General features: G+C 71.0%; 20 protein-coding genes. 7 read left to right on the top strand and 13 right to left on the bottom strand.

Annotation, left to right across the window (positions count from 1 at the left end; translation table 11 throughout):
* Position 1: 1 nt before the first annotated feature.
* The 5 genes from GTY96_RS26330 to GTY96_RS26310 form a co-directional block, all read right to left on the bottom strand.
* Positions 2–442, bottom strand: coding sequence for a S26 family signal peptidase (locus GTY96_RS26330; protein WP_235685881.1), 441 nt, complete (start codon positions 440–442; stop codon positions 2–4).
* Positions 439–2304 (bottom strand): ABC transporter ATP-binding protein, encoded by a 1866-nt coding sequence (locus GTY96_RS26325; RefSeq protein ID WP_161666174.1) that lies wholly within the window; start codon positions 2302–2304, stop codon positions 439–441. The genes GTY96_RS26330 and GTY96_RS26325 overlap by 4 nt, the downstream gene beginning before the upstream one ends.
* Positions 2301–2822 carry a TlpA family protein disulfide reductase gene (locus tag GTY96_RS26320; RefSeq protein ID WP_143902554.1) on the bottom strand — a complete coding sequence of 174 codons (522 nt, stop codon included), beginning with the start codon at positions 2820–2822 and terminating at the stop codon, positions 2301–2303. Before GTY96_RS26320 ends, GTY96_RS26325 begins: the two co-directional genes overlap by 4 nt.
* Before the next feature lie 8 nt (positions 2823–2830).
* Positions 2831–3382 carry a MauE/DoxX family redox-associated membrane protein gene (locus GTY96_RS26315; protein ID WP_235685880.1) on the bottom strand — a complete coding sequence of 184 codons (552 nt, stop codon included), beginning with the start codon at positions 3380–3382 and terminating at the stop codon, positions 2831–2833.
* A 454-nt stretch (positions 3383–3836) separates the two neighbouring features.
* Positions 3837–4019, bottom strand: coding sequence for a transposase (locus GTY96_RS26310; protein ID WP_235685879.1), 183 nt, complete (start codon positions 4017–4019; stop codon positions 3837–3839).
* A 189-nt stretch (positions 4020–4208) separates the two neighbouring features.
* Here GTY96_RS26310 and GTY96_RS26305 point away from each other — a divergent pair, with 189 nt between their 5' ends.
* On the top strand, positions 4209–4607 hold the full coding sequence (locus GTY96_RS26305; RefSeq protein ID WP_407926982.1) for a prepilin-type N-terminal cleavage/methylation domain-containing protein: 399 nt from the start codon (positions 4209–4211) through the stop codon (positions 4605–4607).
* A 190-nt stretch (positions 4608–4797) separates the two neighbouring features.
* Here the strand turns inward: GTY96_RS26305 and GTY96_RS26300 are convergent, their stop codons facing one another.
* Positions 4798–5271, bottom strand: a complete 474-nt coding sequence (locus GTY96_RS26300) for a YchJ family protein (protein ID WP_161666173.1) — start codon at positions 5269–5271, stop codon at positions 4798–4800.
* Between the two features lie 126 nt (positions 5272–5397).
* Here GTY96_RS26300 and GTY96_RS26295 point away from each other — a divergent pair, with 126 nt between their 5' ends.
* The gene (locus GTY96_RS26295) at positions 5398–6291 is read left to right on the top strand and encodes an undecaprenyl-diphosphate phosphatase (RefSeq protein WP_143902548.1); all 894 of its coding nucleotides are present in this window, start codon (positions 5398–5400) and stop codon (positions 6289–6291) included.
* Positions 6292–6305: 14 nt separating this feature from the next.
* On the top strand, positions 6306–6929 hold the full coding sequence (locus tag GTY96_RS26290; RefSeq protein WP_161666172.1) for an NUDIX hydrolase: 624 nt from the start codon (positions 6306–6308) through the stop codon (positions 6927–6929).
* Between the two features lie 85 nt (positions 6930–7014).
* On the opposite strand, the gene GTY96_RS26285 is transcribed toward GTY96_RS26290, so the two are convergent.
* The 6 genes from GTY96_RS26285 to GTY96_RS26260 form a co-directional block, all read right to left on the bottom strand.
* A complete protein-coding gene (locus GTY96_RS26285; RefSeq protein ID WP_143902544.1) occupies positions 7015–7620 on the bottom strand; it encodes a hypothetical protein in 606 nt (201 codons plus the stop codon).
* A 3-nt stretch (positions 7621–7623) separates the two neighbouring features.
* Positions 7624–9987, bottom strand: a complete 2364-nt coding sequence (locus tag GTY96_RS26280; protein WP_235685878.1) for a BamA/TamA family outer membrane protein — start codon at positions 9985–9987, stop codon at positions 7624–7626.
* 132 nt (positions 9988–10119) lie between these two features.
* On the bottom strand, positions 10120–11475 hold the full coding sequence (locus GTY96_RS26275; protein ID WP_161666171.1) for a sigma-54-dependent transcriptional regulator: 1356 nt from the start codon (positions 11473–11475) through the stop codon (positions 10120–10122).
* Complete coding sequence (locus GTY96_RS26270) at positions 11472–12707, bottom strand: sensor histidine kinase (RefSeq protein WP_161666170.1); 1236 nt, start codon at positions 12705–12707, stop codon at positions 11472–11474. Before GTY96_RS26270 ends, GTY96_RS26275 begins: the two co-directional genes overlap by 4 nt.
* A 522-nt stretch (positions 12708–13229) precedes the next feature.
* Positions 13230–14702 (bottom strand): MBOAT family O-acyltransferase, encoded by a 1473-nt coding sequence (locus tag GTY96_RS26265; RefSeq protein WP_161666169.1) that lies wholly within the window; start codon positions 14700–14702, stop codon positions 13230–13232.
* A 3-nt stretch (positions 14703–14705) separates the two neighbouring features.
* Complete coding sequence (locus GTY96_RS26260; protein ID WP_161666168.1) at positions 14706–17444, bottom strand: GDSL-type esterase/lipase family protein; 2739 nt, start codon at positions 17442–17444, stop codon at positions 14706–14708.
* A gap of 178 nt (positions 17445–17622) precedes the next feature.
* Here GTY96_RS26260 and GTY96_RS26255 point away from each other — a divergent pair, with 178 nt between their 5' ends.
* The 4 genes from GTY96_RS26255 (at position 17623) to GTY96_RS26240 (ending at position 24349) form a co-directional block, all read left to right on the top strand.
* Positions 17623–18684, top strand: a complete 1062-nt coding sequence (locus tag GTY96_RS26255) for a mannose-1-phosphate guanylyltransferase (protein WP_143902533.1) — start codon at positions 17623–17625, stop codon at positions 18682–18684.
* A 215-nt stretch (positions 18685–18899) separates the two neighbouring features.
* Entirely contained in the window at positions 18900–21827 is a 2928-nt protein-coding gene (locus GTY96_RS37895) for a protein kinase domain-containing protein (RefSeq protein ID WP_235685877.1), read from the top strand.
* 168 nt (positions 21828–21995) lie between these two features.
* On the top strand, positions 21996–23366 hold the full coding sequence (locus tag GTY96_RS26245; protein WP_143902531.1) for a phosphomannomutase/phosphoglucomutase: 1371 nt from the start codon (positions 21996–21998) through the stop codon (positions 23364–23366).
* Positions 23367–23416: 50 nt separating this feature from the next.
* Entirely contained in the window at positions 23417–24349 is a 933-nt protein-coding gene (locus tag GTY96_RS26240; RefSeq protein ID WP_143902529.1) for an ROK family protein, read from the top strand.
* 143 nt (positions 24350–24492) lie between these two features.
* On the opposite strand, the gene GTY96_RS26235 is transcribed toward GTY96_RS26240, so the two are convergent.
* Complete coding sequence (locus GTY96_RS26235) at positions 24493–25554, bottom strand: WD40/YVTN/BNR-like repeat-containing protein (protein ID WP_161666167.1); 1062 nt, start codon at positions 25552–25554, stop codon at positions 24493–24495.
* Between the last annotated feature and the right edge of the window lie 17 nt (positions 25555–25571).

The following is a 25571-nucleotide window of genomic DNA, read 5'->3' as shown; positions in this document are numbered from 1 at the left end:
GTCAGAGCCGCACGATGGCGATGAGGGTCTCCGCGTCGATGTAGCCCAACTGCCGTGAGTCCTGGCTCACTGCATTGTCTCCGGACACCACCACCTTGCCGGGAGGGACGCGCGTCTGGCCGTTGGCACCGAGGGCCGCCCGGGCCCAGTCCGGCACCGGGTCTCCCGCCACGGCGGCCACCCGCTTGACGAGGTAGGGGAGCGCTTCATCGCCCAACGTCGCGCGCTGCGCCGCGGGCATCAGGAAGACGACGACATCTGAACGCGCATGGCCTTTCGAACGGTCCAGCCGCCTCGCGACGAGCCGCTGCCCGTCATGCAGCGTGGGCGACATGCTGTTGCCTTGCACCGCGACGACAATCCAGCGGCGTCGCGCCCAGGACGCGACCCCGGCCCCCGCCACGAGAAGCGCGGCCCCCAGGCCCATCGCCATGAGCATCATGCGACCTCCTTCGGGCTCGCCCGTGATGCGACGCGCTCGTCCTGATAGCCGCTCGCCTGGAGCGTGAACAGGCGCGCGTACTCGCCGCCCATCGCCATCAACGTGTCATGCGAGCCCTGCTCGATGATCTGGCCCTCGGAGAGGACGAAGAGGGTGTCCGCGCTTCGCAGCGCGCTCATCCGGTGGGAGATGAGCAGCCGTGCCCGCCCCTCCCCGTGTCGCGCCAGGGTCCGGTGGATGTGGAACTCGGCGGCGGCGTCCAGGCCGGAGCTTGGCTCGTCCAGCACCAGCAGGTCGACGTCCTCGCGCATCAGGGCCCGCGCCAGCGCCAGTCGCTGCCACTGGCCTCCGGAAAGCGAGACGCCCACCGGCATGTCCTCGTCCTCCCCTTCGAGCACGCGGCTCAGCAGCGTGTCGTAACCCGAGGGGAGCGAGGCGAGCTTTTCGTCGATCTCCGCCAGCCGTGCCACGTCGCGGATTCGCGCCGCGTCCTTCAGCCGGTCCAGGTCCCCCAGGCCGATGTTCTCCGCCGCGGTGAAGTCATACGTCATGAAGTCCTGGAATGTCGCCGTCATCCGCCGCCGCAGCGCTTGGGCATCCAGCTCGCGGACGTCCACTCCGTCCCAGAGGACCTGGCCGCGCTCCGCGTCATGGAGGCGGCACAGCAGCTTCACCAGCGTGCTCTTGCCGGCACCGTTGACGCCAACGAGTCCTACCGAGCCCCCCGCTGGAATGAAAAGGCTCACCCCCCGCAGCACCCATGGGCCGCTGGCGTCGTAGCGGAACCAGACGTCGCGCAGCTCCATGCCGTGCCGCAGCCGCGCCACCGGACGCGAAGCCTCCGGCGCGCGGACCGGCAGGTCGATGATGTCGAGGTAGTTCTTGAAGGTCTGGACGCTGCGGCTCGCGAACTCGACCTGCGAGAGGAGCCCGTTGAAGGCGCCCTGGATGCCCGCCACGGCCGCGAGGAAGAGCGAGACATCTCCAATCTGGAGCCGCCCCTGGAGCGCGCCCCGGGCGACGATGAAGGCCCCGGCCGCCGCCACTCCGGCGGTGAGCACCGACAGCGCCGCCTGTACGGCCAGCCCCTTGCGGGTCACGGCCATTTCGCGGTCCGCCGCCTTGCGCAGCGATGCCACCATCCGCTCCAGCAGCAGCTCCCCCAATCCGAACAGCCGGCTCTCCTTGGCCGCCCGCACGTCCACCAGCAGCGAATGGTAGAAGTCGCGCCAGCGATACGTCGGCACCAGTGCCGCTGACAGCTCCACCAGCCACCGGCTGCGCACGAGCTGGGCCATCAGGGCCACGCCACCCGCCAGCACCAGCAACAGCGCCATGGGGGGCGACACCGCCAGGACCACGGCGCTCAGCGTCCCCACCGAGACCATCATGCGAAGGATGGCCCTGACGAACTCGATGAGCTGCTGGGGCGCGTCCCGGGCGGCCTCCTCCGCGAGCCGCAAGCGGCCATGGAAGGCGGGATCCTCGAAGTGGTGCAGGCCCTCCAGGGCCGCCACCTTCGCGAAGAGGGAGCGCTCGACCTCGAGGGTGACGCCCCAGCGAATCACTCCGGACAGGTACTCGGAGACGTTGAGGATGGCCATGGAGCCGCCGGCCACCGAGGCGGCGCCCACCGCCAGCGTGAGCGTCCGCTGCGGGTCGGCGAGGTCCCCGCGGCCCAGCTCATCCAGCAACTCCTTGGTGAGCCAGCCGCCCACGGCGGCCACGGAGCCGGTGCACAGCGTGAGGAGGAAGGCGAACCCGGACGCCAGCGGCGCCGCGCGCCACTGGAGCGCCACGGCCGCGCCCACCGTGCGCGACAAGTCGCGCAGGGGCCCCCGCTCCCCGTGCGGCTCGCTCATGTCAGGACTTCGTGGAGGTAGTGCCCCGAGGCCGCGACCACGCCCTCGTCGACGAGGACGAGCGTGGGATAGCCCGCCTGTTTGATGGCCCGCGTGACGGAGTCACCCTCGGACAACAACGCCACCCGGGCCATATGCTTCAATGACGCACCCAGTGCCACCGTGTCCGGGTCGCCAGGGTCTCCTTCGATGAACGCCATGAGCGGCACTCCGGGAGGCGACTCGAGGAGCTGCTTGCGCACCGAGGCGCAAGGCCGGCAGCCCGCGGCGAAGAAGCCGACCAGCGTCCGTCCCTCCCGCAGGGCGGCATCCGTAAAGGACTCGCCCTCCACGGTGGTGGCCTCGAAGCGGCCGACCGTATCGCCCTTCTGCGGCAACGCCGGGTCGCGCAGGACGACCTGGTTGGCCACCATCTCCTGAAGCGCGCGCAGCCGACCGACGAGCGCGAGGGTCAGCAACAGGTTGGCCACCACCAGCACGGCGAGGACGACACCACCCACGACAAGCGTTTCGACCATCGGCTGCCTCAGTCTCGTCGGGTTCGCGACAACGCAGCCAGCGACTGCGGTCCTTGAAACAAGAACACCAGATCATCCCAGCGCGTGACGAAGAGCCCCGCCAGGGCGCCGACCGTCCCCGCGATGACGCCCATTCCCACCGCCAGCCCACCCGAGCCGGCCGCGTGGGTCACCGCTCCAATGACCGTGATGGCCAGCAACAGCCCATTGCGAACCAGGTGCGCCGCGCTGACGGGAGCGTTGCTGGCACCGAAGCACCGGCACGCGACCTTCTTTTCCCGGTGAATCACCCACGCGAGCCCCAGCGTGAAGCCCGCCAGCAGCAGCAGCGCCAGCACGTACCCCGCCCCCATGCCCACCAGGAGCAGCAGCGCGGAGGTGGCTTCCGCCAGGATCAACGTGGCCGCCAGCGGCGCCCCGGCCAGAAAGCGCGGAAGGCCAAAGTTCTCGAGTGTCTGGATGAATTCTTCAAAGGGTTTGTGTCCGCGCGCCTTTCCCAACGCGGCGAGCGCGAACACGATGGCCAGCATCAGTCGACAGCCTAGATTGACCGCGTTCAACGGAAGCCCTTGTGAAAACCACGGCTGGACGTGAATGGCTCACATCCAGTCATGGTCATGAAGCAGGAATCAGCAGACAGTGGACTTGACGCAGGGCCCGGTACAGCTGTGGGACAGCCCCTTGGCGGTACAGCACTCGCCGTGGGTCGGAACACAGGCACCTGCGGGAAGCTCGGACAGGAACAACTTCAAGAAGCGGTCACTCAACGCCTTGAGGATCTTCATGGTGTCTCCCTTTCGGTCTACGCCGAGGGGAACCGCTCCCCCGGCGCAGGGTGGAGACTACCTCCTGATGCGAATGTTATGAAAGGGGACATCGTGGAATTCGCGCTTTGGGGGATGACGCAATGCATAGTCATGTGGCGGCTCCCAACAAATGTCAGAGCAGCGGCGGTGCAGGAGCATGATGCGGAAACCGGGGACGAGGAAGCCGAAGGGGACGTCGTCCCTGCGCTCATCGCGGACGCGAAGGCGGCGCAGCTGGTTCTTCCAGGCTAAATGACCACACGCGCTCGATGCGGTTGCCCTCCGGGCAGTACGGCGGCAGGAAGTGCAGCACCAGCCGCTCGCCCAGTGCCCCCAGCGCCTTCTTCCTCTTCTTGCTGGAGTGGGTGGCGGCATTGGCACCCTGAAGCATCCCCTCATTCTCATTTCTCCCTCTGAGCCCGCCTGCTCGGCCGCTCACGGGTTCTCCGAGGGGAAATTTCAAATGAGGGGATTGCTCAGGTCCTCCCCCGGAGCCGGCGCGTGGGGCGCCGTGCCTCCGGGCTCTTCGTGAGGACACGCTGACAGTGGCCTGCGCTGTCAGCGCGTCGGAAAGACAGACATGGACAAACAGCAGCGACGCCGTCGTGGCATGACGTTGATTGAGATCATGGTCGTCATCACCATCCTGGGCCTCATCGCCGCCGCCGTGGGCGTGGCGGTGATTGGACAGTTGGGCACCGCGAAGCAGCAGCGCGTGACGATGGATTTCGGGGCGCTGGGGGCGCCCTCCAGCTCTACGCGATACAGAAGGGCCGGCTGCCGGACACGGGACTGCGCGCTGGTGGAGCAGCGGATCCTCCCCGCGCTCCCCCTCGACCCGTGGGGCAACGACTCCATGTACACGCTGGACAAGGGGGGCCCGGCCATCGTGTCGCTGGGCGCGGATGGCGCTCCAGGTGGCGACGGTGATGACCGGGACCTCTCGTCACTCGACAGGGACGCGAGGTCCGAGCGGTGACGGAGGGAGAAAAGGATGCTGCCCGAGTGGAGAAGCCGCGATTGGGTGGCGTTTCAGGCCAGAGCGGATTCGAACCGCGAGCCCCATGATGGTGGAGCCTTACCAGAGCGTGTAGGGCCTCTCCGGCCGGGCAGCACTCCCAGGGACGAGGGCCCGCGAAAATCCTGACGGGGGCTTTTCGCGGTCGCCGTCAGCCCACGGGGAAGGTGTCGAGCGTCAGGGACTCAGGAGGCACGGCCAGCTCGCGCGGCAGCTTGAGGACGCCGTCCAGGTAGCGCCAGCCGGTGCCGTCGTGGCGGAAGTCGGAGCGCTCCACGAAGGACTGGTCCTTCCCCTTCTCGAACACCTTGGCGAAGAAGAGGACGCGGGCGAGCCCCGACGCGTCCGGTGGCTGGTGTCCCAGCACCACCAGCCCCGGGTACTGGTGGGCCTGGGCGAAGGCGCGCAGCTCCCGCACGGCGTCCGCTTCTGGACGGGCGCGCATCGGGTGGTCGGGGTGGAGTGTCTTCCACAGGTAGGCGGCGTCGCGCTGGGCGAAGGCGCTGTAGCGGCTGCGCATGAGGCGCTCGGCGTCGGGGGCTTCGGCCTCGCCTCGGTGGAAGGGGGCGCAGCACTGGCGGTAGCGCTGGCCGCTGGAGCAGGGGCACAGGGGGACGGGCGGCATGGAGGGGTGGAGCCTACCCGGGTTCGGAGGCCGGACGGTCGGGTGGCGGACCCGGAAGGCGGGGTGGGGAACCTTCGCGCTTGCGGGGCAGGGGGGCAGGGCATATCCCTGGCGCCCACGCCCCCTATGAGCCTGCTTGAAGCCATCGTCCTGGGTCTGGTCCAGGGTCTCACGGAGTTCCTGCCCATCAGCTCCACCGCGCACCTGCGCATCGCGCCAGAGCTGTTCGGCTGGCCAGACCCGGGGGCGGCGTACTCGGCCATCATCCAGTTGGGCACGGTGGCCGCGGTGCTCATCTACTTCCGCAAGGACATCGTCGCGCTGGTGAAGGCGTTCGTCGTGGGCCTGGTGAAGCGCGACCCGTTCGGCACGCTGGAGGCGCGGCTCGCGTGGTTCGTGGGCGTGGGCACGCTGCCCATCGGCATCTGCGGGCTGGCGTTCAAGAAGCTCATCGAGACGCAGTTCCGGTCGCTCTACATCATCGCGTGCAGCCTCATCGTGCTGGCGGTGGTGCTGTTCATCGTGGAGAAGCGCGCGTCGCACTCGCGCACCGTCGCGGACATGACGTGGCGGGACGGCATCCTCATTGGCCTGTGGCAGGCCCTGGCGCTGGTGCCGGGCTCGTCGCGCTCCGGCACGACGCTCACGGGCGGCCTGTCGCTGGGGCTCAAGCGCGAGGACGCGGCGCGCTACTCGTTCCTGCTGTCCATCCCGGCGACGACGCTGGCGGGCATCTTCGAGCTCAAGCACCTGCTGGAGGCGACGGAGCGTCCATCCACGATGGCCCTGGTGGTGGGGACGCTGGTGGCGTTCGTGTCGGGCATGGGCGCCATCGCCTGGCTGTTGAGCTTCCTGAAGCGGCGCACCACCTTGGTGTTCGTGGTGTACCGCATCGCGCTGGGCGTGCTGCTCCTGGGGCTGTTGCAGGCGAGCGTGCTCAAGCCGATGTCCGGCGTGGAGAACCTGGCCACGCCCGAGGCTCCAACCAAGCCGCCCGTGGAGAAGCAGGTCACGGATTGAGGAAGGGGTAGGTCGTGCGCGTGGAGGTCCTGTTCGATGCGCTGGAGGCGCGGCTGAAGGCGCGGCCGGCGCGGACGTTCGAGCTGCCTGGCCGGGCGCTGCGCGAGGCCGCGGTGCTGCTGCCGCTGTTCGAGCGGCAGGGCGTGCCCTACGTCCTCTTCACCCGGCGGCCCACGAACCTGCGCACGCACGCGGGCCAGTACGCGTTCCCGGGCGGGGGGCAGGAGGCGCGGGACGTCACTCCGCTGGAGACGGCGCTGCGCGAGACGGAGGAGGAGCTGGGCATCGCGCGCGGCGACGTGCGCGTCCTGGGCCTGCTGGACGAGACGCCGACGACGTCGTCGTACCGCATCCGTCCCTATGTGGGCGTCATCCCCGGTGACGGGAAGTACGTGCCGAATCCGATGGAGGTGGACCTGGTGCTGGAGGTGCCGCTGGCGGCGCTGCTGGACCCGTCCATCGTGCGCGTGGAGCGCCACATGTGGGAGGGTTTGGAGCACGACGTGCACTTCTACACGCACGGCGAGCACGTCATCTGGGGCGCCACGGCGCGCATCCTGCGCAACTTCCTTCAGCTCGTGGTGGACGTGCCGGACGTGCGCGACCTGCTGGACGCTCCCCTGCCTGCCGGCCCCTGAGCCGCGCGGCCCAGGGGACGTTTCTTGCGAGGCGCTGGAGAAGGCGCCTGCCGCGACCGGAGAGGGCATCGCGCAGGCGCCGCTCTCAAGGCTGCCGGCTCACGTCGCAGCGGGTGGACGCCTGCCGCGCGAGGTCCTCCGCGACGGAGCGCAACAGGCTCCCCAGCAGCGGTGTCCGGACCTCGGAGTCCGCGTCCGGCGCCTCCCCCTGGGTGAGCCACCGCGCCATGCGGCCCAGGCTGGCGGCCGTCACGACGTGCAGCCGCACCTCCACCTGCACGAAGAAGTGCTCGTCCGTGGCCACCCGCGCATCCAGCGTCCAGGCCACGCGCTCCAGCTCCAGCGTGCCCACGCCTTCCGTCAGGAGCCGTCCATCCAGCAGGTAGCTCGCGCGGGTGAACGCGAGCACCTGGGTCACGCGCGCGCTGTCCACGCGCGTGTCGAACCAGAAGGCGCGGCGCCGCCAGAGCGTCAGCTCCACCTCCAGCTTCCCCGCGAGGCCCAGGCGGATCAGCCGGTCCAGTTCGGGTGAGATGAAGGCGCTCGCCTCCGGCCGGACCACCACGCGCCGTCCGGAGACCGTCGCGGTGCAGGAGGCGGAGGCCTCCTCCGCCCGAACACCGGAGGCGAGCAGGCCCGCCGCGACGACGAGCGCCGCGCCACGCCTTCGCTGTGTCTCGAACCTTCCCATGGCTCAGAAGGTCCGGACGAAGAGCAGCCGCGCCTCGGGCGTGACCCGGACCTGGTCGTCGATGCGCCACGCGGCCTCGAAGCGCACGCCGTCGCCGAAGTGGAAGCTGCCGCCCAGGCCCAGCTGCGCGTCCGTCCACGCCCCCGCGGTGTGCACCGAACCCAGGTCCGCGAAGACGCCCAGGCCGTGCCAGCGGTACTCCGCGCTCGCCAGCACCGAGCTGTCGCCGTCGCGAAACTCCTTGAAGCCGAAGCCGCGCAGCGCGCTCCAGCCGCCCAGCGCCTCCTGCTTCTGGAGGGGCAGGTTGTGGCCCGTCGCGGCCCGCAGGCGCAGGCTCAGGCCGGTGTGCCAGCTGACGGGCATGTCCATGGCGACGTCGCCCACCAGCTTCCAGAAGCGCTCGTTCTGGCCGATGGCTCCAGGGCCTTCGCCCACCTCCAGCGTCACGAAGCCGCGCAGCGAGGGGTCACGCTTCCGGCGTTCGAGGTGCTCGAAGAGCGGCGTCTCCGGCGTGCGGAAGAGGGAGCCCACGCGCGTGTCGCGCTCCGCGTTGCCGCTGTACTCCAGGCGCACCACCGCCGAGCGGAAGCGCCCTTCGTTCACCGGCGCGTTCGGGAAGGGCGCGGTGCCGCGCCGGAAGAGGCTGAGGGGCGGAGTGAAGGACTGGAGCGTGCTGACCGTGTCTCCACGCACCTCCACGCCCGCGAGCCACGCCCGCGCCCAGCGCCAGGTGGCGAAGGCCACGAAGCCCTGGCGGCGGAAGTAGTCCCGGTCCGGCCGGTTGATGAGGAACGAATAGAAGTACGAGTCGAAGTCGCCCAGCCGCCAGCGGTCGAGCGTGTCGATGAAGTCGTGCGCCTGCGCGCCCAGCTCCGCGAGCCCCAGCGCGGGCAACTGCACCTTGACGCCTCCCAGCAGGTTGACGTGGCGCTGACGGCGGGTGCCTTCCGGATCATCCGGCAGGCGCTGCCCGCCCAGCCGCAGGGGGATGAAGAAGGCCCCCTCCAGCGTCGTGTGCACGCGGTCCTTGGAGTCGAAGAAGCGCAGGCTCGCGGAGAGCCCTGGCGCGAAGCCCGTCACCTGCGTGTGCACGGGCAGCAGGTCCACGTCCAGGTCCGGACGCCGCGGGCGCATGTGCACCACCAGCCGCTTCCCCTCCAGGGTGAGGCCATCGCTCCCGCCGTCCCACCCGTGGAAGAGGCGCCGCCAGCCCACCTCGAAGTCCACGTGCTCGCGGCGCCGCGACTCGCGCCGCGCCTCCTCCTGCGTGCGGAAGCGCCGCGTGCCGTCGGCGTCGCGCTCCTCGACGATGCGCACGCTCCCGCGCCGCTCCTGGAGGTCCTCGCCCTCGTCGGCCCTCAGGAAGGGCAGCCGCGACTCCAGCCGCTCCATGGCGCGGCGGGCATCGCTGCGCAGGAAGACGTCGCCCGGCTCCAGGCCCAGCGCTTCTTGGACGCGTACCGCCATCGCCGCGTCCACGCCCCGGACCTCCACGGCCTCCAGCTGGCCCTCGTCCACCTTCACGACCAGCCGTCCCTCGGGGGACAGCGTGGCGCTCAACGTCGCCAGCAGGTAGCCATCGTCCTCCCGGAGGGTGTTCAGCGCGCGCTCGAGCGCGGCATCCAGGCCGCCCAGCATGATGCCGGGGCGGAACGTTCCGGCCTCCGTGCGCGCCAGCCACCGCCGGGGCGGGCGCGGCATCGGACACGGGGTGACGACCCTCAGCGTCCCGCGGCGCTTGTGGAATCGCAGTGTGGCGCTCTGCTCCTCCGGGTCCTGCGCATCGTCGACGCCGGGGAAGCGCGACGGCAGCACGAGCAGCGCGTCCCGCAGCTCGTCCGGGCGGAGGTCCTGAAGGCCCTCGAACTCCACCGAGGTGACGGTGGGGTTCTCCGTGAGCAGGACCTCGAGCAAGGCGGGCCCCTGCTCGCTGACGCGAACGCGAGGCTCCACGCGGGCGAAGAGGCCGGTGCGCGCCAGCCGATGCAGCAAGGTCTGCACCTCGCTGCCCGACAGGGCGCGCGTGTCGTCCGCGGGCGGCGCTCCCACGAGCTTGCGCACCTGCGCGTCGGTGAGCCGCTGGAGCCCGCGAAGCTCCATCCCCATGGGGGTGAGGCCCCGGCCGTCGACCTCCACCTGCGTGGGCGCGAGGACCTTGGCGTCCGTGAACGCCCCGTCATCGTTGTTGAAGGAGTCGGGACACGTCGAGGTGTCGGAGTCCTCTCGCGCTTCGTCTTCCGGTGGAGGACGGGGCGCGGTGACGGCGTCCGGCATGCCGGCATCCGGTGGGGGTGGTTGGGCCAGGGCCGCGAGCGAGACGAAGCAGAGTGCCAGTGCGAGACGGTTCATGGCGGGAGGCAGGAGCATGCGCCGTTCCAGGCAGGGGCCCACGGCAAGTGCCCGGAACGACGAAGGGCGATGGGGTCGGCGGATGTCATGGACACATCCGGATGTCATGGGCGGTTGTGGCGGTGACATCACGCGGCTTCCGCGTCCCGGTCAGGAGGAGAGGGGCAGGCCCAGGGCCTTGATGCGGCGGTAGAGGTTGCCGCGGTCCACCTGGAGGAGGCGCGCGGCCCCGGCGATGCTCTCTCCCTCGCGGAGCGCGGCGCGGATCAGGTCCCGTTCGAAGTCCTCCACCTGTTCGCGGTAGCTCTTGTCGCCCAACGTCCTGCGCGGCGCGGGCGTGGCGCTCGTGGGCGAGGCCACCACGTCCGGGCGCAGCTCCAGCGGGCCGTCGCCGCGGAGCAGGTTCAGCCGCTCGATGACGTTGCGCAGCTCGCGCACGTTGCCGGGCCACGGGTAGGCGCGGAGCGCGGCCTCCGCTCCCGGCGCGAGCACGAGCGGCGTGCGGGGCCCCGCGAGCTCCGCGGCGAAGACGCGCGCGAGGGGCAGCAGGTCCTCCGGGCGCTCGCGCAGGGGCGGCAGGTGCAGCGGCAGCACATTGAGTCGGAAGAAGAGGTCCTGCCGGAAGCGGCCCTCGCTCACCGCGCGGCCCAGGTCCTGGTGCGTGGCCGCGAGGATGCGCACGTCCACGGGCACGGGCAGCGTGCCGCCCAGCCGTTCGACCTGACGGGTCTCCAGGACGCGCAGCAGCTTGGCCTGGAGCTCCAGCGGCATGTCTCCCAGCTCGTCCAGGAACAGCGTGCCGCCCTGCGCCTGCTCCACCCGGCCCACCCGCCGTGACACCGCGCCGGAGAAGGCGCCGCGCTCGTGGCCGAACAGCTCGCTCTCCAGCAGCGTCGCGGGGATGGCCGCGCAGTTGACCGCCACCAGCCGGCCCTTGCGTCCGGAGGCCTTGTGCAGCGCCTGCGCCACGCGCTCCTTGCCCGTGCCCGTCTCGCCGGTGATGAGCACCGCCGAGTCGCTGGGGCCCACGCGCGCGATGAGCTGGCGCAGCGCGTCCATGGCCGGGCTGTCGCCCACCAGGTGTCCCGGCCGGGCCAGCGCGTCCAGCAGCCGTTCCCGTTCCTCGCGCAGCGCGCCCAGCGCCAGCGCGTTGTGGATGGCGGTGAGGAGCCGCTCGGGAGAGGGGGGCTTCTCCACGAAGTCCGTGGCCCCCAGCTTCAGCGCCTGCACCGCCTCCGACGGAGAGGCCTCTCCCGACAGGACCACCACGGGCACGGACAGCGGCTTGGGCAGGCGCGCCAGCAGCTCCAGGCCTGTCTCGCCCGGCATGCGCAGGTCCAGCAGCATCAGCGCGAAAGGCGCGTCCTGCGCTTCGAGCAGGCGCATGGCGTCCGCGGTGGAGCGGGCCTCCAGGGGGGAGAAGCCCTCGTCCTCCAGCAACCCGCGCACGGCCCGGAGCACGCCGGGGTCGTCGTCGACGAGGAGGATGCGGGCCCCGGGCTTCACGCGGCCACCCCGGAGGATTCGGAGGAGAGAGTGCGCGGCAGCGTCACCTGCGCCTGGGTGCCACCTTGGGGGCCCGGCTCCAGGCGCAGGGTGCCGCCATGTTCGTGGGCGATCTTCTGCGCGATGGGCAGGCCGAGTCCGCTGCCACCGGGCTTGGTGCTGAACAGCCCTCGGGTGAGGACGGGGCCCTCCAGCACGCCGGAGACGCCGCTGCCGCCGTCGCGCACGGTGACGTGCACGCGTCCGTCTTCCTCCGTGTGGAGTGCGACGCGCACGGGAGGTGCGTTTGGCGGGGAGGCCTCGGTGGCGTTCTTCACCAGGTTGCCGAAGAGGCGGCGCAGTCCGTCCGGATCCGCGAGCAGCGACACGTCCTCGCCGGGCTCCAGCACCACGGGCACGGGGGAGGTGCCCGCGTACAGCGTGCACACCTCCGCGAGCAGGACGCGCAGCGACACGTCCTGGAAGCGGGGGGCGGGGAGGCGGGCGAAGGTGGAGAAGCTCTGGGTCATGCGCATGAGCAGGTCCACCTCTTCTTGGAGGAGCGCCACCGCTTCGGTGAGGCGCGCGGGGTCGGGCGGGGTGCTGGCATCCTGCCGGGACAGACGCGCGAGGGAGAGCTTCATTGCGGTGAGGGGGTTCTTCAGCTCGTGGGCGAGGGCGCGTGCGACGTCCTGCCACGCGGCGATCTGCTCGGCGGCCTTGAGGCGCTCCTGTTGGGCCAGCAGCTCGTGGCCCATGCGGTTGAACTGGCCCATCAGGAACTGGAGTTCGTCGCGCGCGGGTTCGGGGACGGGGAGGCGGACGGACAGGTCGCCGCGCGAGTAGGCCCGCATGCCCTCCAGGAGCGTGGACATGGGGCGGGTGAGCACGCGGCCGAGGAGCACCGCGGACACGGCGAGCACGACGGCGGCCACGATGCCGACTCCGGCGATGAAGACGGGCACGCGGCGCACGAGGGCACGCCGCGCCAGCTCCGCCTGCGCCAGGTTCAGCCGCGCCTCGTCGAGGGTGTCCGGTGGCAGGCCGCGGCGGATGAGCTCCTCGGACACGCCGTCCAGTACACCCTCCACGGGAGCGATGGAGACGGAGAGCACGCGCTCCAGCACGCCTTGGGCGAGCGCACCCAGCAACGCCAGCGGGATGAGGCCCGCGAGCAGCATCACCGCCAGCAGGCGTCGGCGGAAGCGGGACGGAGGCGGGGACGGACCCCTCTGCGGCGGTGCACGGCGCATGGCACGGTGTTCATACCGCAGCTGCACCAGCACAGGGGATGTGGAGGGGATTCACCTCGGCCTCCTTCCACTGGCATTCTGGATGGGTCGGCTTGTTTCAACGAGGCAGGTCAAGAAGCCATGGAGGTTTCATTGCGGCGCGCGCTTCTCCTGGCTCTCGTATCCGGACTGGCCTGTGCGAGTTCCAGGCTCTACTCCCTGCGCTCCGAGCTTCAAGATGGTGGAGTCGATGGAGGGGTGAGCGCTCCTGTCGAACCTGTAAATACGACTTACAAGTTGCCGCCTCGTCGAGTTCACCCTCCGCGAAGATGTCCTTCAGGTGCAGGGTGACGTTCTGCGGGGTCGTTTGGAACAGCTCCGCCATCTGTGCCTGGGTCAGCCAGAGGGTCTCTCCCTCGAAGCGGCACTGGATGCGCGTTCGCCCATCTTCGGTCTGGTAGAGGATGAGCCCGGAGCTGCTGGCCTCGTTGGTCATGGGGGGCTCTTCAGCGTGCGTCCCAGGCCCCCATCAACCGTCGAAGGTCAGAACTGGAGATACACGTACGGCCGCGTCTCCATCGTGGAGAGCTGCTTGATGCCCAGCCCCAGCAGCACCAGCACCACCGCCCGCGCGGGCGCCGGCAGCTTGAGGAACGCGAGCGCCGCGACGTCGTAGACCTTCATCGGCACGGCGTGCGCCGCCACCGCGATGGCCAGCATGCTCCACACCAGCGGGCCCACGTTCGCCAGCCCCGGGATGCCCTGCATCATCCGCGCGTAGAACTCACTCGCGTGCGCCATGTCCGGCGCCCGGAACACCACGCGCGTCAGCACCACCAGCGTGAACGTGGCCAACATCCCGAACGCCACGCGCACCGGGCCCGGCTCCTGCTCCTTGCCCTTGAACCACCACCAGCACCGCACCGCGCACAACGCCACGCCGTGCACCGCGCCCCACACCGCGAAGCGCCAGTCCGCCCCGTGCCACAGGCCGCCCAGCACCATCACCATCATCAGGTTGAAACACACCCGCGCCTTCGAGCGCCGGTTGCCGCCCAGCGGGATGTACAGGTAGTCCCGCAGCCACGACGACAGGCTCATGTGCCAGCGGTTCCAGAACTCGAAGAGGTTCTTCGCCAGATACGGCCGCGCGAAGTTCTCCGGGAACTTGAAGCCGAACAGCGTCGCCACGCCAATCGCGATGTCCGAGTACCCCGAGAAGTCGTAGTACAGCTCCAGCGTGTACGCGACCGCGGCCACCGCGCACTCCGCCGACGAGTACGCATGCGGGCTGCTGAACACCGGATCCACGATGCCGCTGCCCAGCACGTCCGCGATGACCAGCTTCTTCACCAGCCCCACCGCGATGCGGAACAGCGCCTTGTTCCCGTCATCCGACGACAGCGTGGGCACCTCGCGGAAGTGCGCCATCAGCTCCGACGCCCGCACGATGGGCCCGCTCAGCACGCGCGGGAAGAACAGCATGTAGAGCAGGTGCTCCACGAACGAGTGCTCCGGGCTCGCCTTCCCCCGGTACACATCCACCGTGTAGCTGATGGACTGGAAGACGAAGAACGCCAGCCCCACCGGCAACAGCAAGTGGAAGGGCTCCGTGCGCACCTCCACGCCCCAGGGGCCCAGCAGCGATACCGCCGTCTTGCGCAGCAGCTCCAGGTACTTGAAGCCCGCCAGCAGCCCCAGGTTGGAGACGACGGACACGACCACCAGCAGCTTGCGCACGCCCGGCTGGTCCGTGCGCCCCATGCCCTTCACCAGCAGGTGGTCGACCGTCACGCCCGCCAGGAAGATGAGGAGCGGCAGCAGCTTCACCGCCAGCACCCCGACGGGCAGGCCGCCCGCGAGCTCCGGCAGCGAGACCTGCAGGAACGACGCATACACCAGCAGGCTGGCCCCGAGCAGCACCAGCATGCGCGGCCAGTAGTACCGGTGCACCGCCCAGTAGAGGGCGAACACCCCGATGACGAAGACGACGTACTGGAGGCTGTGGGACAGCACGGCTCAGGGCGCTCCCGCGGCGGAGGCTGTCGGCTCGCCGCCCTTCTTCTTCGTGGACTCGTACGCCGCCATCAGGTCCTTCACGAACGCGTTCGCCAGCACGCCGTAGCCCGCGGGCGTCAGGTGCACCCCGTCCGAGTGGCCCAGCGGCTCCGGCTGCCGCTGCCAGCGCTGCATGGCGCGCTCACCGCCCATGGCCGCTCGCGCGGACCAGTACGCGCACCCCGCGTCCTTCGCCACCTGCGGCACCACCGCGAGCACCTTCCCCAGCGACGGCGCCTCCGCCCACCGGCCGTCCGCGTCCTGCTCGAGCCGGTCCGTGGGGCCGATGATCAGGCACTCCGCGCCCGTCGCCTTTCGCAGGCGCGACACCAGCGCCGCGTAGTCGTGGCGCAGGCCGTCCGCGTCCAGGCCCGGCAGCTCCGCCTCGTTGGTGCCGTACCAGAACACCAGCAGGTTCGGGCGGCGCGCCGAGAGCTGCGCGTCCAGCGCCGCCGCGTCCATGTCCCGCGCCGTGAAGACCGTGGCGCCGGGCAGGCCCAGCGCGTCGTACACCAGCCCTGGCGTGTCGTACTCCAGCGCCGCGCCCAGCACCGTCGCGCTCCCGCCACCCTCCGGCACCGTCACTTGCACCGTGTGCGCCACGCCCGTCACCGGGAAGGAGCGGATGCGCACCGTGGGGTGCGTCAGCGGTTCAGGAGGCGGCGCTTCGGGGGGAATCGCCTCGCCGTCCACCGTGATGTCCGGCGACGCGGCGCCCGGCGCGTCCAGCGCGTACAGGTCCAGCCGGCCCTGCCGGTCCTTGTCCGCAGCGCAGCCTTCGCAGAAGGAGATGCCCAGGCTCGCGCCGGGCGCGCCCACCGCGCGGATGCCGGTGAGGCCCCAGAGGCCGCCTGGCGTGCTCCTCGCGTCCTCCACCGTCCACGGGCCGTCCAGCGTGCGCGACACGTGCGCCGCCTCCAGCCGGGGCGAAGGCTTGCCCGCCGCGATGAAGCCCCGGCCCGCGTCGCCAAAGCGCTTCGTCAGCGCGTCGCGGACCGCGTCGGAGAAGAAGTGCGCCGCCGTGTGCGACGCGCCCAGCTGCGCGATGCCCACGCGCAGCTTCGCGCCGGAGTCGCGGCGGGCCAGCGACTCGAAGGTGTGGAGCAGCGCGGGCGTGGCGTTCTGCAGGCCGCTCAGGTCCGTGCCCGGCACGTGGGGCGGATGCGTGCGCGCGAAGGCCCGCTGCAACGCCAGGTCGAAAAGGTGGCCCAGCAGGTTGGAGCCGCGCACGCGCGGGTGCACGAGGTCCTCCAGCATCAGGCCGGACTCCAGCCACTTGAGCGCGGAGCCCTCGCCGCCCATCGCCGCCAGCGTGTCGTAGAAGGCGCAGCCGCCGTTGCGCGCCTCCTCGCGGAACACCTCCGTCACCTCCGCCGAGTGCCGGCGCGTGACGAGCTCTCCGCTCATCGTGCGCACGCCCGCGTCGATGGGCGACATCACGAGGCACGCCGCGTCCGGCACCGCCGAGCGCACGCGCGACACCAGCTCCTTCATCTGCGAGCGGACCTCGTCCACCGTGGTGCGCTCGCGCGACAGGAAGAACGCCTCGTTGCCGCCCACCATCAACACCACCAGCGACGGCTTGCGGTGCTTGAGCTGCGCGCGGAACGCCTGGGGCTGTGCGCGCAGGTACACCTCCGCCATGCCGCCCAGCAGGCCCACCGTGTCGTAGACGACGCCCGGCGTGCCCGACTCCACCGCCACGCCGTGCAGCTCCGTCTTGCCGCTGGCGGTGAGCGTCAGCGTCTTCGCGCCCTCCGGGAGCCTCAGCCGGGCGAAGGCCGCCTCCGACTTGGGGCCGAACGCGCGCGTCTGGAGGCGCTGCGTGTTCTTGCCGTCCACCGCCACCTGCACGGCGCCATTGGCGGGCTGGGCCAGGAAGAACAGCTCCGCCTCGCGCGCGCCCTCCACCGAGTAGCGGGTGGCCTGCGCCGGTCCGCTCGTGGAGAAGGCCACGCCCGTCCAGCCCACGCGGTCCTTGGGCCAGTGCGTGTCCACCAGCCGCTCCATCTTCCAGCCGTCCGTGCTCGCGGTGCCCGCGCGCGTGGCGCGGCCGGCGCTCGCCAGCCGGTGGATGTAGAGGAAGCCCGGGCCGCCCGAACCGAAGCGCTCCTGGAGCCGGTCGCGCACCAGGTCCGTGATGTAGTCCGAGGCGATCAGCGAGTCGCCCAGGTGCACCACCCGCACCGGCGTGCGCCGCGCGTCCGAGCGCAGGTCCCCGAGCGCCCGCATGAACGGCGCCAGCCCGTCCTCCTCACAGGTGCCGTCCGCGCGCGCCTTGCGGCAGTTGAGCTCGATGTCCACGTGCTTCGCGCCCATGCGCTCGCGCAGCGCCTCCAGCTCCAGCGCGTTCGCCAGGGTGGGGGCGCTCAGCTCCTCCAGGCCGATGCCGGGCACGGCCGGGGCCTCGCCCACGACGGGGCCCGCCTTGGGGTTCGTGTCGTTGACGGCGGTGTCCGCCTCCGCGAGCGCGGAAGCCGGGGCGTCCGGCGCCAGCGCGTCGGCGGGTGGACGCGGGGCCTTCACCCCGCGCAGGGACGCGGGCAGCACGAGCGCCGCCAGCTTGGGCCCGAGCGAACCTTCCTGTCGAAGGGTGGGGAGGGGGCGGAACTTCTCCGGCAATGGCGCCAGGGACAACCCCACCGCCAGGAGCACGGTGAAGGCCAGCGTCCATCCGGTGGATGTGGGCTTGAGGCTCAACGCCGGGGCATGAGACTGGCTTTTCGGGGGCGGGTCAAAACTCTGCCCACATTGTCGCGCCCCATCCCTTGGGGGGCAGGCGGCCGGGCCCCCTTTCGCGGGCGGCGCGAAGCGCTATGGTGCGCCGCCGTTCGCGCCGGGTGTGGCCCGGCGTGTCCCTAGGAGCACGCACCCGCATATGGCCCTCTACCCCGTCATCATGGCCGGAGGCTCCGGCACCCGCTTCTGGCCGCTGTCACGCCAGGCCCGTCCGAAGCAGTTCCTCCCGCTGGCCTCCAAGCAGCCGCTGCTCACCGACACCGCCCAGCGCCTCAGGGGGCTGGCGCCGGTGAAGAACACCTTCATCGTGTGCGGCCCCGTGCACGCGAAGACGGCCGCGAAGCTGGTGAAGGGCCTGCCCAAGGGCAACCTGCTGGTGGAGCCGGTGGCGCGCAACACCGCGCCCGCCATCGCGCTCGCGGCGCTCCAGGTGGCCGCGCGCGACCCCCAGGGCGTGCTCGCGGTGCTGCCGTCGGACCACCACGTCGCGGACGTGAAGGGCTTCCAGCGCACGCTCGCGGAGGCGGCGCGCATCGCGGAAGGGGGCCACATCGTCACGCTGGGCATCAAGCCCGCGCGTCCGGAGACGGGCTACGGCTACATCCAGGTCGGCGACGCGCTGGAGGGCGGCGGCCGCCGCGTGAAGGCGTTCAAGGAGAAGCCCGACCTGCAGACGGCGCAGGCCTACGTGGCCGGCGGCGACTACCTGTGGAACGGCGGCATCTTCGTCTTCCGCGCGGACGTGATGCTGGCGGCCTTCCAGAAGCACATGCCGGAGATGCGCAAGGGCCTGGAGGCGCTTCAGGGCGCCGTGGGCAAGCGCACCTTCCCGGCGGTGCTCAAGCGCGTGTTCCCGAAGCTGCCCTCCATCTCCATCGACTACGGCGTGATGGAGAAGGCGGAGAACATCGCGGTGCTGGACGGCGACTTCGGCTGGTCCGACGTGGGCTCCTTCGCCGCCATCCCGGAAGTGCGCCCCGCGGATGCGCAGGGCAACGTCGTCTCCGGCGACGCGGTGCTCGTGGACTGCACGAACTGCGTGGTGCTCGCGGACAAGCGCACGCTGTCCGTGGTGGGCATGCACGACGTGGTGGTGGTGGACTCCGGTGACGCCGTGCTCGTCGTCCCCAAGGACAAGAGCCAGGACGTCCGGAAGGTCGTCGAGGCGCTCAAGGCGAAGAAGCGCAAGAAGCTGCTGTAGGCCCCGAGGCGACTCCGCCGCCTGTCTCCTCCCCACACCTTTCTTCCTGGGGCTTCCTGTCATTTCTACAGGGAGCCCCGGTTCGTTTTGCGGGGTTCGATGGCACTTTGGGACGTTGGAGTGTCGCCGGGTGGACGGAGGTGGCCCCCGGGCATGGGGCGCGGAGGTTGCAAGCCCACCCCGGGTCCGCCCCATTCCCGGGGCGTCAGGCGGGGATGGCGATGGGCTGCAAGCGCTGCGTGGGAGAGCACCGGAACGGGGAGGCCTGCCCCGTCGCACCGCCACCGGTCCCGGGGGATTCGCTGGAGGGGCAGCGGCACGGGCCGTTGCTGCTGAAGCGCCGGTGGGAGGTGGGGGCGGTGGCGTCGGTGTACCTGGCGGAGTACGTGCCCACGGGGCACCGCTTCGCGGTGAAGGTGCTGCATGCGCATCTGGCGGCGCGGCCGGCGGTGCGCTCGCGGTTCATCGCGGAGGCGCTGGCCCAGCGCTCCGTGGTGCACCGCCACGTGGCGCGCGTGCTGGATGTGCGCCCGGGGCCGAGGGGCCTGCCGTGCGTGTTGATGGAGGCGCCGGAGGGGGAGCCGCTGAGCGCGATGCCCCTGCCGTTGTCGCCGGTGGAGGTGGGGGAGGTGTTGGATCAGGCGCTCGCGGGGCTGGAGGCGGCGCACTCGCGGGGGTTGGTGCATGGGGACCTCACGCTGGATGCGCTGGTCGTCGCGCGCGACGCGAAGGGTGCGCGGCACGTGCGGGTGCGCGACTTCGGCGCGGGTGGGGTGCGGGACGCGGCGCTGTCGCCCGAGGAGCGCGCGCAGGGCGTGATGGTGGGCTCGCCTACGTTCATGGCGCCCGAGCAGTGCGCGGGGACGCGTGGAGGTCCGCGCGCGGATGTGCATGCGTTGGGCGTGGCGGGGTATCTGCTGGTGACGGGGCGGCTGCCGTTCGGGTTGGGGCGGTCCGCGGACGTGGCGCTGTTCCCGCCGCATGCCATCAACGCGAGCGTGCCGCCCGCGCTGTCCACCGTGCTGCTGCGCGCGATGGCCGCGCGTCCAGAGGAGCGCTTCGACAGTGCCTGGGCTTTCCGTGTGGCGCTCGCGCAGTCACTGGGCCTGAGCGCGCCCGTGCGGAACGCAGCGGCTGATGCGCGCGAGGACGTTTCCGAGGAGTTCGTGACACAGCAGGGAGCGGAGTCGAGCGGTGCTTCGACAGAGGCCGTCGCGAGCGGAGAGAAGCCGCTCGGTGCTTCGGCGGAGGCCGCTACGCGCGAAGTGAAGTCGCACGGCGCTGCGACAGAGGCCGCTACGCGCGAAGTGAAGTCGCACGGCGCTGCGACAGAGGCCGCTACGCGCGAAGTGAAGTCGCACGGCGCTGCGACAGAGGCCGCTACGCGCGAAGTGAAGTCGCACGGCGCTGCGACAGAGGCCGCTACGCGCGAAGTGAAGTCGCACGGCGCTGCGACAGAGGCCGCTACGCGCGAAGTGAAGTCGCACGGCGCTTCGACAGAGGCCGCTACGCGCGAAGTGAAGTCGCGCCACGCTTCGGCGGAGGCCATCGCGAGCGGAATGAAGTTTCAGGGCGTGGCAGGCGATGATGTCGTCGCGAACTGGGCGGCCCAGCGAGGCACTTCGACCGGCGCCGTCACGCGCTCCGTGATGGAACGCGACGCGGCGGAGGACTTCGAGATCGTGGAGGACGTTCCCGAATGGGGCGGGGTCGCCACGTCCATGGAGGACGCGGCACTGCGCGCGGCGGACATCGCGCACTCCAATACCCGCGCCGGTGAGGTGGCCATGCGCGCGGAGGTGGCCGCGTTCTGGGCCTCGGCCGTGGCACTGCTGGAGCCCACCGAACCCGAGCCGCCTTCAGCGCTTCACACCTTGCCCGTCGCCGCGGAGGCCGATTCCTCGGGCCCCACCGCTTCCGGCGCCATGCCCGGCCCTCACCCGGCTCCTGCTCCGGGGGCTCCCATCCTCCTGGTCCATCCAGCCATGAGCACCGCCCCCATCGAGGCGGCTTCGGACACGAACACCGCACGGTCCCGTGCCCCCATCCTGTTGGTGGATCCGGCTTCGCCCCTGGCCGTCACGCCGATGCCCGCGGTGAGCCCCACGTCCACGCTGGGCGCCGCCGCCATCCCTTTCATGACCCTGGCCCCCTCGCTGGACGCCGCGCCCATTCCGCTCGTGAACCGGGTGCTCGACGCGGCCTCCACGCCCCTGCCGCTGACGGACGCCGTGGCTCCCTTGGAGGCCTCCGCGCCCCGCACGGATGCGCTCGCGGACCTGCGCGTGCGCCTGGGCCTGACACCGGGCGAAGGCCTCCAGCCTGTCTCCGTGAGCGACGTCGCCCCCGAGGGCCTCTTCGCGGAATGCCAGGGCGCGCTGCCCCCGCTCGCCGCGCGCCTGACCGTGGAGGTGTCCTTCCGGGGCGACACGGTCCTGGGCTCCTGCGACGTCGTCCGCCACGTCACCTTCGACGAGGCGCGCACCTGGAACGTGCCCGCTGGCGTCTTCGTCCACTTCTCCGACGAGTCCCCCGCCCTGGGCCGGCTCCTCTCTCGCGCGCTCATCGAGGACGCGGAGCCCGCCCCCGACGCGGAGCTCGCCCGCCTGCTGTCCCGCGCGGAGGCCGTCGCCCGGGACCCCTACGCCCTGCTGGGCGCGAAGCCCGGCGCGGACTTCGGGGACATCCACCACCGCGCCCAGGCCGCCCTGCGACGCCTGGTCGCCTTCCAGCTCCGCCCGCTGCCCACGGCGCAGTGGCAGGCGCTTGAAGCCCTCCGCGTCCGCGTGCTGGCCGCGCAGCGCATGCTCGGCGAGCCGCTGTCCCGCGTCGGCCATGACGCCACCCGGGGCAACCTGGCGGGGCTCGCCCGGTGCGTCGCCGCCGGGGTCCCCGAACCCACCCTGGAGGCCCTGCGCAGCGCCTTCCTCGCGGCCCGGCCGGAGGTCGAATCGAAGGCCCGCGCCCTGTTCACCCAGGGACATGCGTTGGAGGTCCAACGGGCCATCCCGGCCGCGCTGGAGCGGTACGCGGAGGCCCTCAAGCTGGACCCGCTGAACACGTCGTGGCTGAAGCACTACCAGGCCCTGTTGCGGCAGGTGCCAGGGGAGGCGGGGGCCCGGATGGGAGGGGGCATGGCCTGATGGGGGCCATTACCCACTCCCGGGGGTAGTTCCCCACTCCCGGGTGGCCTGTGCGTTCAACAGTCGGCCGGGCGCGTTCGGGTGTGTGCAGCCCCCGGGCCCGCTCGTGTAGTGTCCGGCCCCTTCCGCTACGCCCTCCCGGTTCCAGACGAGGGTGGGGACACTGCCATGAACGCGCACATCTTCCGCGAGTACGACATCCGAGGCCTGGTGGACAAGGACCTCACCATCGAGGTGGTGGAGCTCCTGGGCCTGGGCCTGGGCACCATGATCCGCCGCAAGGGCGGCACCTCCATCGCGGTGGGCCGCGACTGCCGCGAGTCCTCCACGCGCTTCCGTGACGCGCTCGCCAAGGGCCTCACCACCACCGGCCTGGACGTCTACGACGTGGGCGTGGTGCCGACGCCGCTCACGTACTTCGCGGCGAACACGCTGCCCGTGGACGGCCTGGCGATGATCACCGGCAGCCACAACCCGCCGGAGTACAACGGCTTCAAGATTGGCGCGGGCAAGACGACCTTCCACGGCCACGAGATCCAGGAGCTGCGCCGCATCATCGAGGCCAAGGACTTCGCCACCGCGAACAAGCCCGGCCAGGTGACGCCCTACGACATCGTCACGCCCTACAACCACTTCATCCGCCAGACGGTGAAGGTGGGCCGCAAGGGCATGAAGATCGTCATCGACGCGGGCAACGGCACCGGCGGCGAGATCGCCGTGCCGCTGTTCCGGAGCATGGGCTTCGACGTGGTGCCCCTGTTCTGTGAGATGGACGCGAACTTCCCCAACCACCACCCGGACCCCACGGTGGTGGAGAACCTCCAGGACCTCATCGCCGCGGTGAAGCGCGAGAAGGCGGAGGTGGGCATCGCCTACGACGGCGACAGCGACCGCATCGGCGTCATCGACGACCAGGGCAACGTGCTCTGGGGCGACCAGCTGATGGTGCTCTTCAGCCGCTACGTGCTGAAGGAGTCCCCGGGCGCGGCCATCGTCGGCGAGGTGAAGTGCAGCTACACGATGTACGACGACATCGCGAAGCACGGCGGCAAGCCGGTGATGTGGAAGGCGGGCCACTCCCTCATCAAGGCGAAGATGAAGGAAGAGCACGCGGAGCTGGCCGGCGAGATGAGCGGCCACATCTTCTTCAAGCACCGCTACTTCGGCTTCGACGACGCGGTGTACGCGTCCGCGCGCCTGCTGGAGATCCTCACCCACGAGAAGCAGTCCATGTCGCAGCTGCTCTCGGACGTGCCGAAGACCTTCGCCAGCCCCGAGCTGCGCTTCGACACGAAGGAGGAGAAGAAGTTCGCGATGGTGAAGCGCGCCACGGAGATCCTCCGGGACGCGGGCCACAAGGTCGTGGACGTGGACGGCGTGCGCGTGACGTTCCCGGACGGCTGGGGCCTCATCCGCGCGTCGAACACGCAGCCCATCCTGGTGCTGCGCTACGAGGCCAGCACCGAGCCGCGCCTGAAGGAGATCCAGGCGCTCATCGAGAGCACCGTCGCCCGGGCGCAGAAGGAAGTCGGCGCCTAGGAAGCCGACGCTTCACGCGCAGCACACGCACGCAACGGAGGGAGCTGGCCATGCCGACGCTGGGAATCGACCTGGGTGGGACGTTCGTCCGCGCCGCGGTGGTGGATGAAAAGGGCGTGATCCTCGCGAACGCCAAGATCGCGTTGCCAGACCGCAAGCCGGCCGGGGTGGTGGAGACCATCGCCCAGGCGGCGGATGCCGCGGTGAAGAAGGCGGGCGTGAAGGTGGACGGCTGCGGCGTGGGCGCCGCCGGGCAGATCCACAAGGACAGCGGCGTCGTGTCCGTGGCGCCGAACCTGGGCTGGCGCGACGTGCCCCTGGCCGACCTGCTGACGAAGCGGCTGGGCTTCCCCGTGAAGGTGGTGAACGACCTGGCCGCGGCCGCGTGGGGCGAGCTGCACGCGGGCGGAGGGCGTGGGGCGCAGGACATGCTGGTGGTGTTCGTGGGCTCCGGCGTGGGCAGCGCCATCATCGCGGACGGCCGGCTGGTGAACGGTGGCGGCGGCGTGGCGGGCGAGCTGGGTCACATCAAGGTGATCCCCGGCGGCCGGCTGTGCGGCTGCGGTGAGCACGGCTGCCTGGAGGCGTACGCGGGCGGTCACAACCTCATCGCCCAGACGCGCGAGCTGATGGCGACGGGCAGCTCTCGCATCCTGGAGAAGCTGACCAGCGATGATGCGGACTCCATCACTCCGTTGACGCTGGAGACGGCGGCGGAGGCGGGCGACGCGAAGGCGAAGGAGATCCACGACCGGGCGGCCCACTTCCTGGGGCTCTCCATCGCCAACCAGGTGACGATGCTCAACCCGGCGCGGCTGCTCCTGGGCGGCGGTGTGCTGACACACTGTCCGGGCATCCGCCGGCAAGTGCTGGACGGCATCCAGCAGTGGTCGTCGCGGACCTCGCGCGAGGGGCTGCTCATCGCCGACGCGGAGCTGGGCGACGACAGCGGCATCATCGGCGCGGCGCTGCTGGTGGCGTGACGCGGGTGCCACCGGCGTAAGGAGGTGCGGTCTTCGCGCGAGAGGCGTGCCTCGCGCATGGCCGCCCCGCCCCGGAGCCCCGAGGCGGAGCCCCTTCATCGCGAGCGGTCCGCCTGTCCCCAGCCGAGGCGTCCGGGGAGGACCTACGGCTGCTTCGGGGCCGGCGCTGGAGCCGCGGTGACGAGCTTCGCGATGCGGCCCTCCTCGCCCACCGCCCAGGCCGTGTCCCGAGTCCGGGGCGGCGTGGACACGGCATGGAAGCCGGTGGTGTCCAGCGGCTCCCAGCTCCTTCCCGCGTCCTTCGACACATCCGAACCCGTGGGGCCCACCGCCAGGAGCCACATCCTCCGCTCACGCGTGAGCGGGGCCACGCAGGAGCGATAGCCGTGGGGCGGGTTGCCCGCGGGTGCGCTCCACTTCTTCTTCCCCGCGTCCAGCGTGAGGGCCACGTTGCCGGTGGCCACCTCCGGCTGCTTGTAGTTGCCGCCCACCGCGATGCCCGCGGACGGGCTCCAGAAGTACAGCGAGAAGACGCCCGCGCCCTCGCCGGAGGCCATGGGCGTCGTCGCGACGCTCCAGTCGCGGCCCCGGTTCGCGGAGTGGAACACCCTCGCCGCCGAGCCCCCCAGTCCGAACCAGACGTCGGACGTGCCGTGCACGGCGATGCTCGTGCCGCTGGCGGCGAAGCCCGCCTCGCCCGCGAGCGCGGCCGGCCGGACTCCCGACGGCGCCGGCTTCCACGTCGCGCCGCCGTCCTCCGTGGTGATGACGACGAGCTGTCCCTCCACCGGGTCGCTGAACGCGATGCCGTGCTGTTCGTCCCAGAAGGCCATCGCGTTGAAGAACGCGCCCGGCAGGGCGTTGGTGAACTGGAGCGTCCAGTGCTCGCCCCCGTCCGTCGTCTTGTAGATGCGCGACTTGTCACCCGCGCCGATGGACAGCAGGTACGCGGTGCGCTCGCTGAAGGCATCCACGTCACGGAAGTCGAGCCCCTCCGCGCCCGGCACGGTGGCCGCCTTCCACGTCTTCCCTCCGTCCGTGGTGCGCACGAAGGTGCCCTTGTCGCCGCTGGCCCAGGCCACGCGCGCATCCACCGCGCTGACGCCGCGCAGCCGCACCGTCGTCCCGCTCGTCTGTGGCTCCCACTTCACGTCCGCGCTCCCCAGGGCCAGCCCCAAGGCCAGCCACACACCCGCCGTCGTCATGTCCCGCGTCCCTCCCG

The organism is Corallococcus silvisoli (genome assembly GCF_009909145.1).
Taxonomy (GTDB): Bacteria; Myxococcota; Myxococcia; order Myxococcales; family Myxococcaceae; genus Corallococcus; species Corallococcus silvisoli.
The sequence above is the reverse complement of the archived record's forward strand: the minus strand, read 5'-3'. Positions and strand labels throughout refer to the sequence as shown.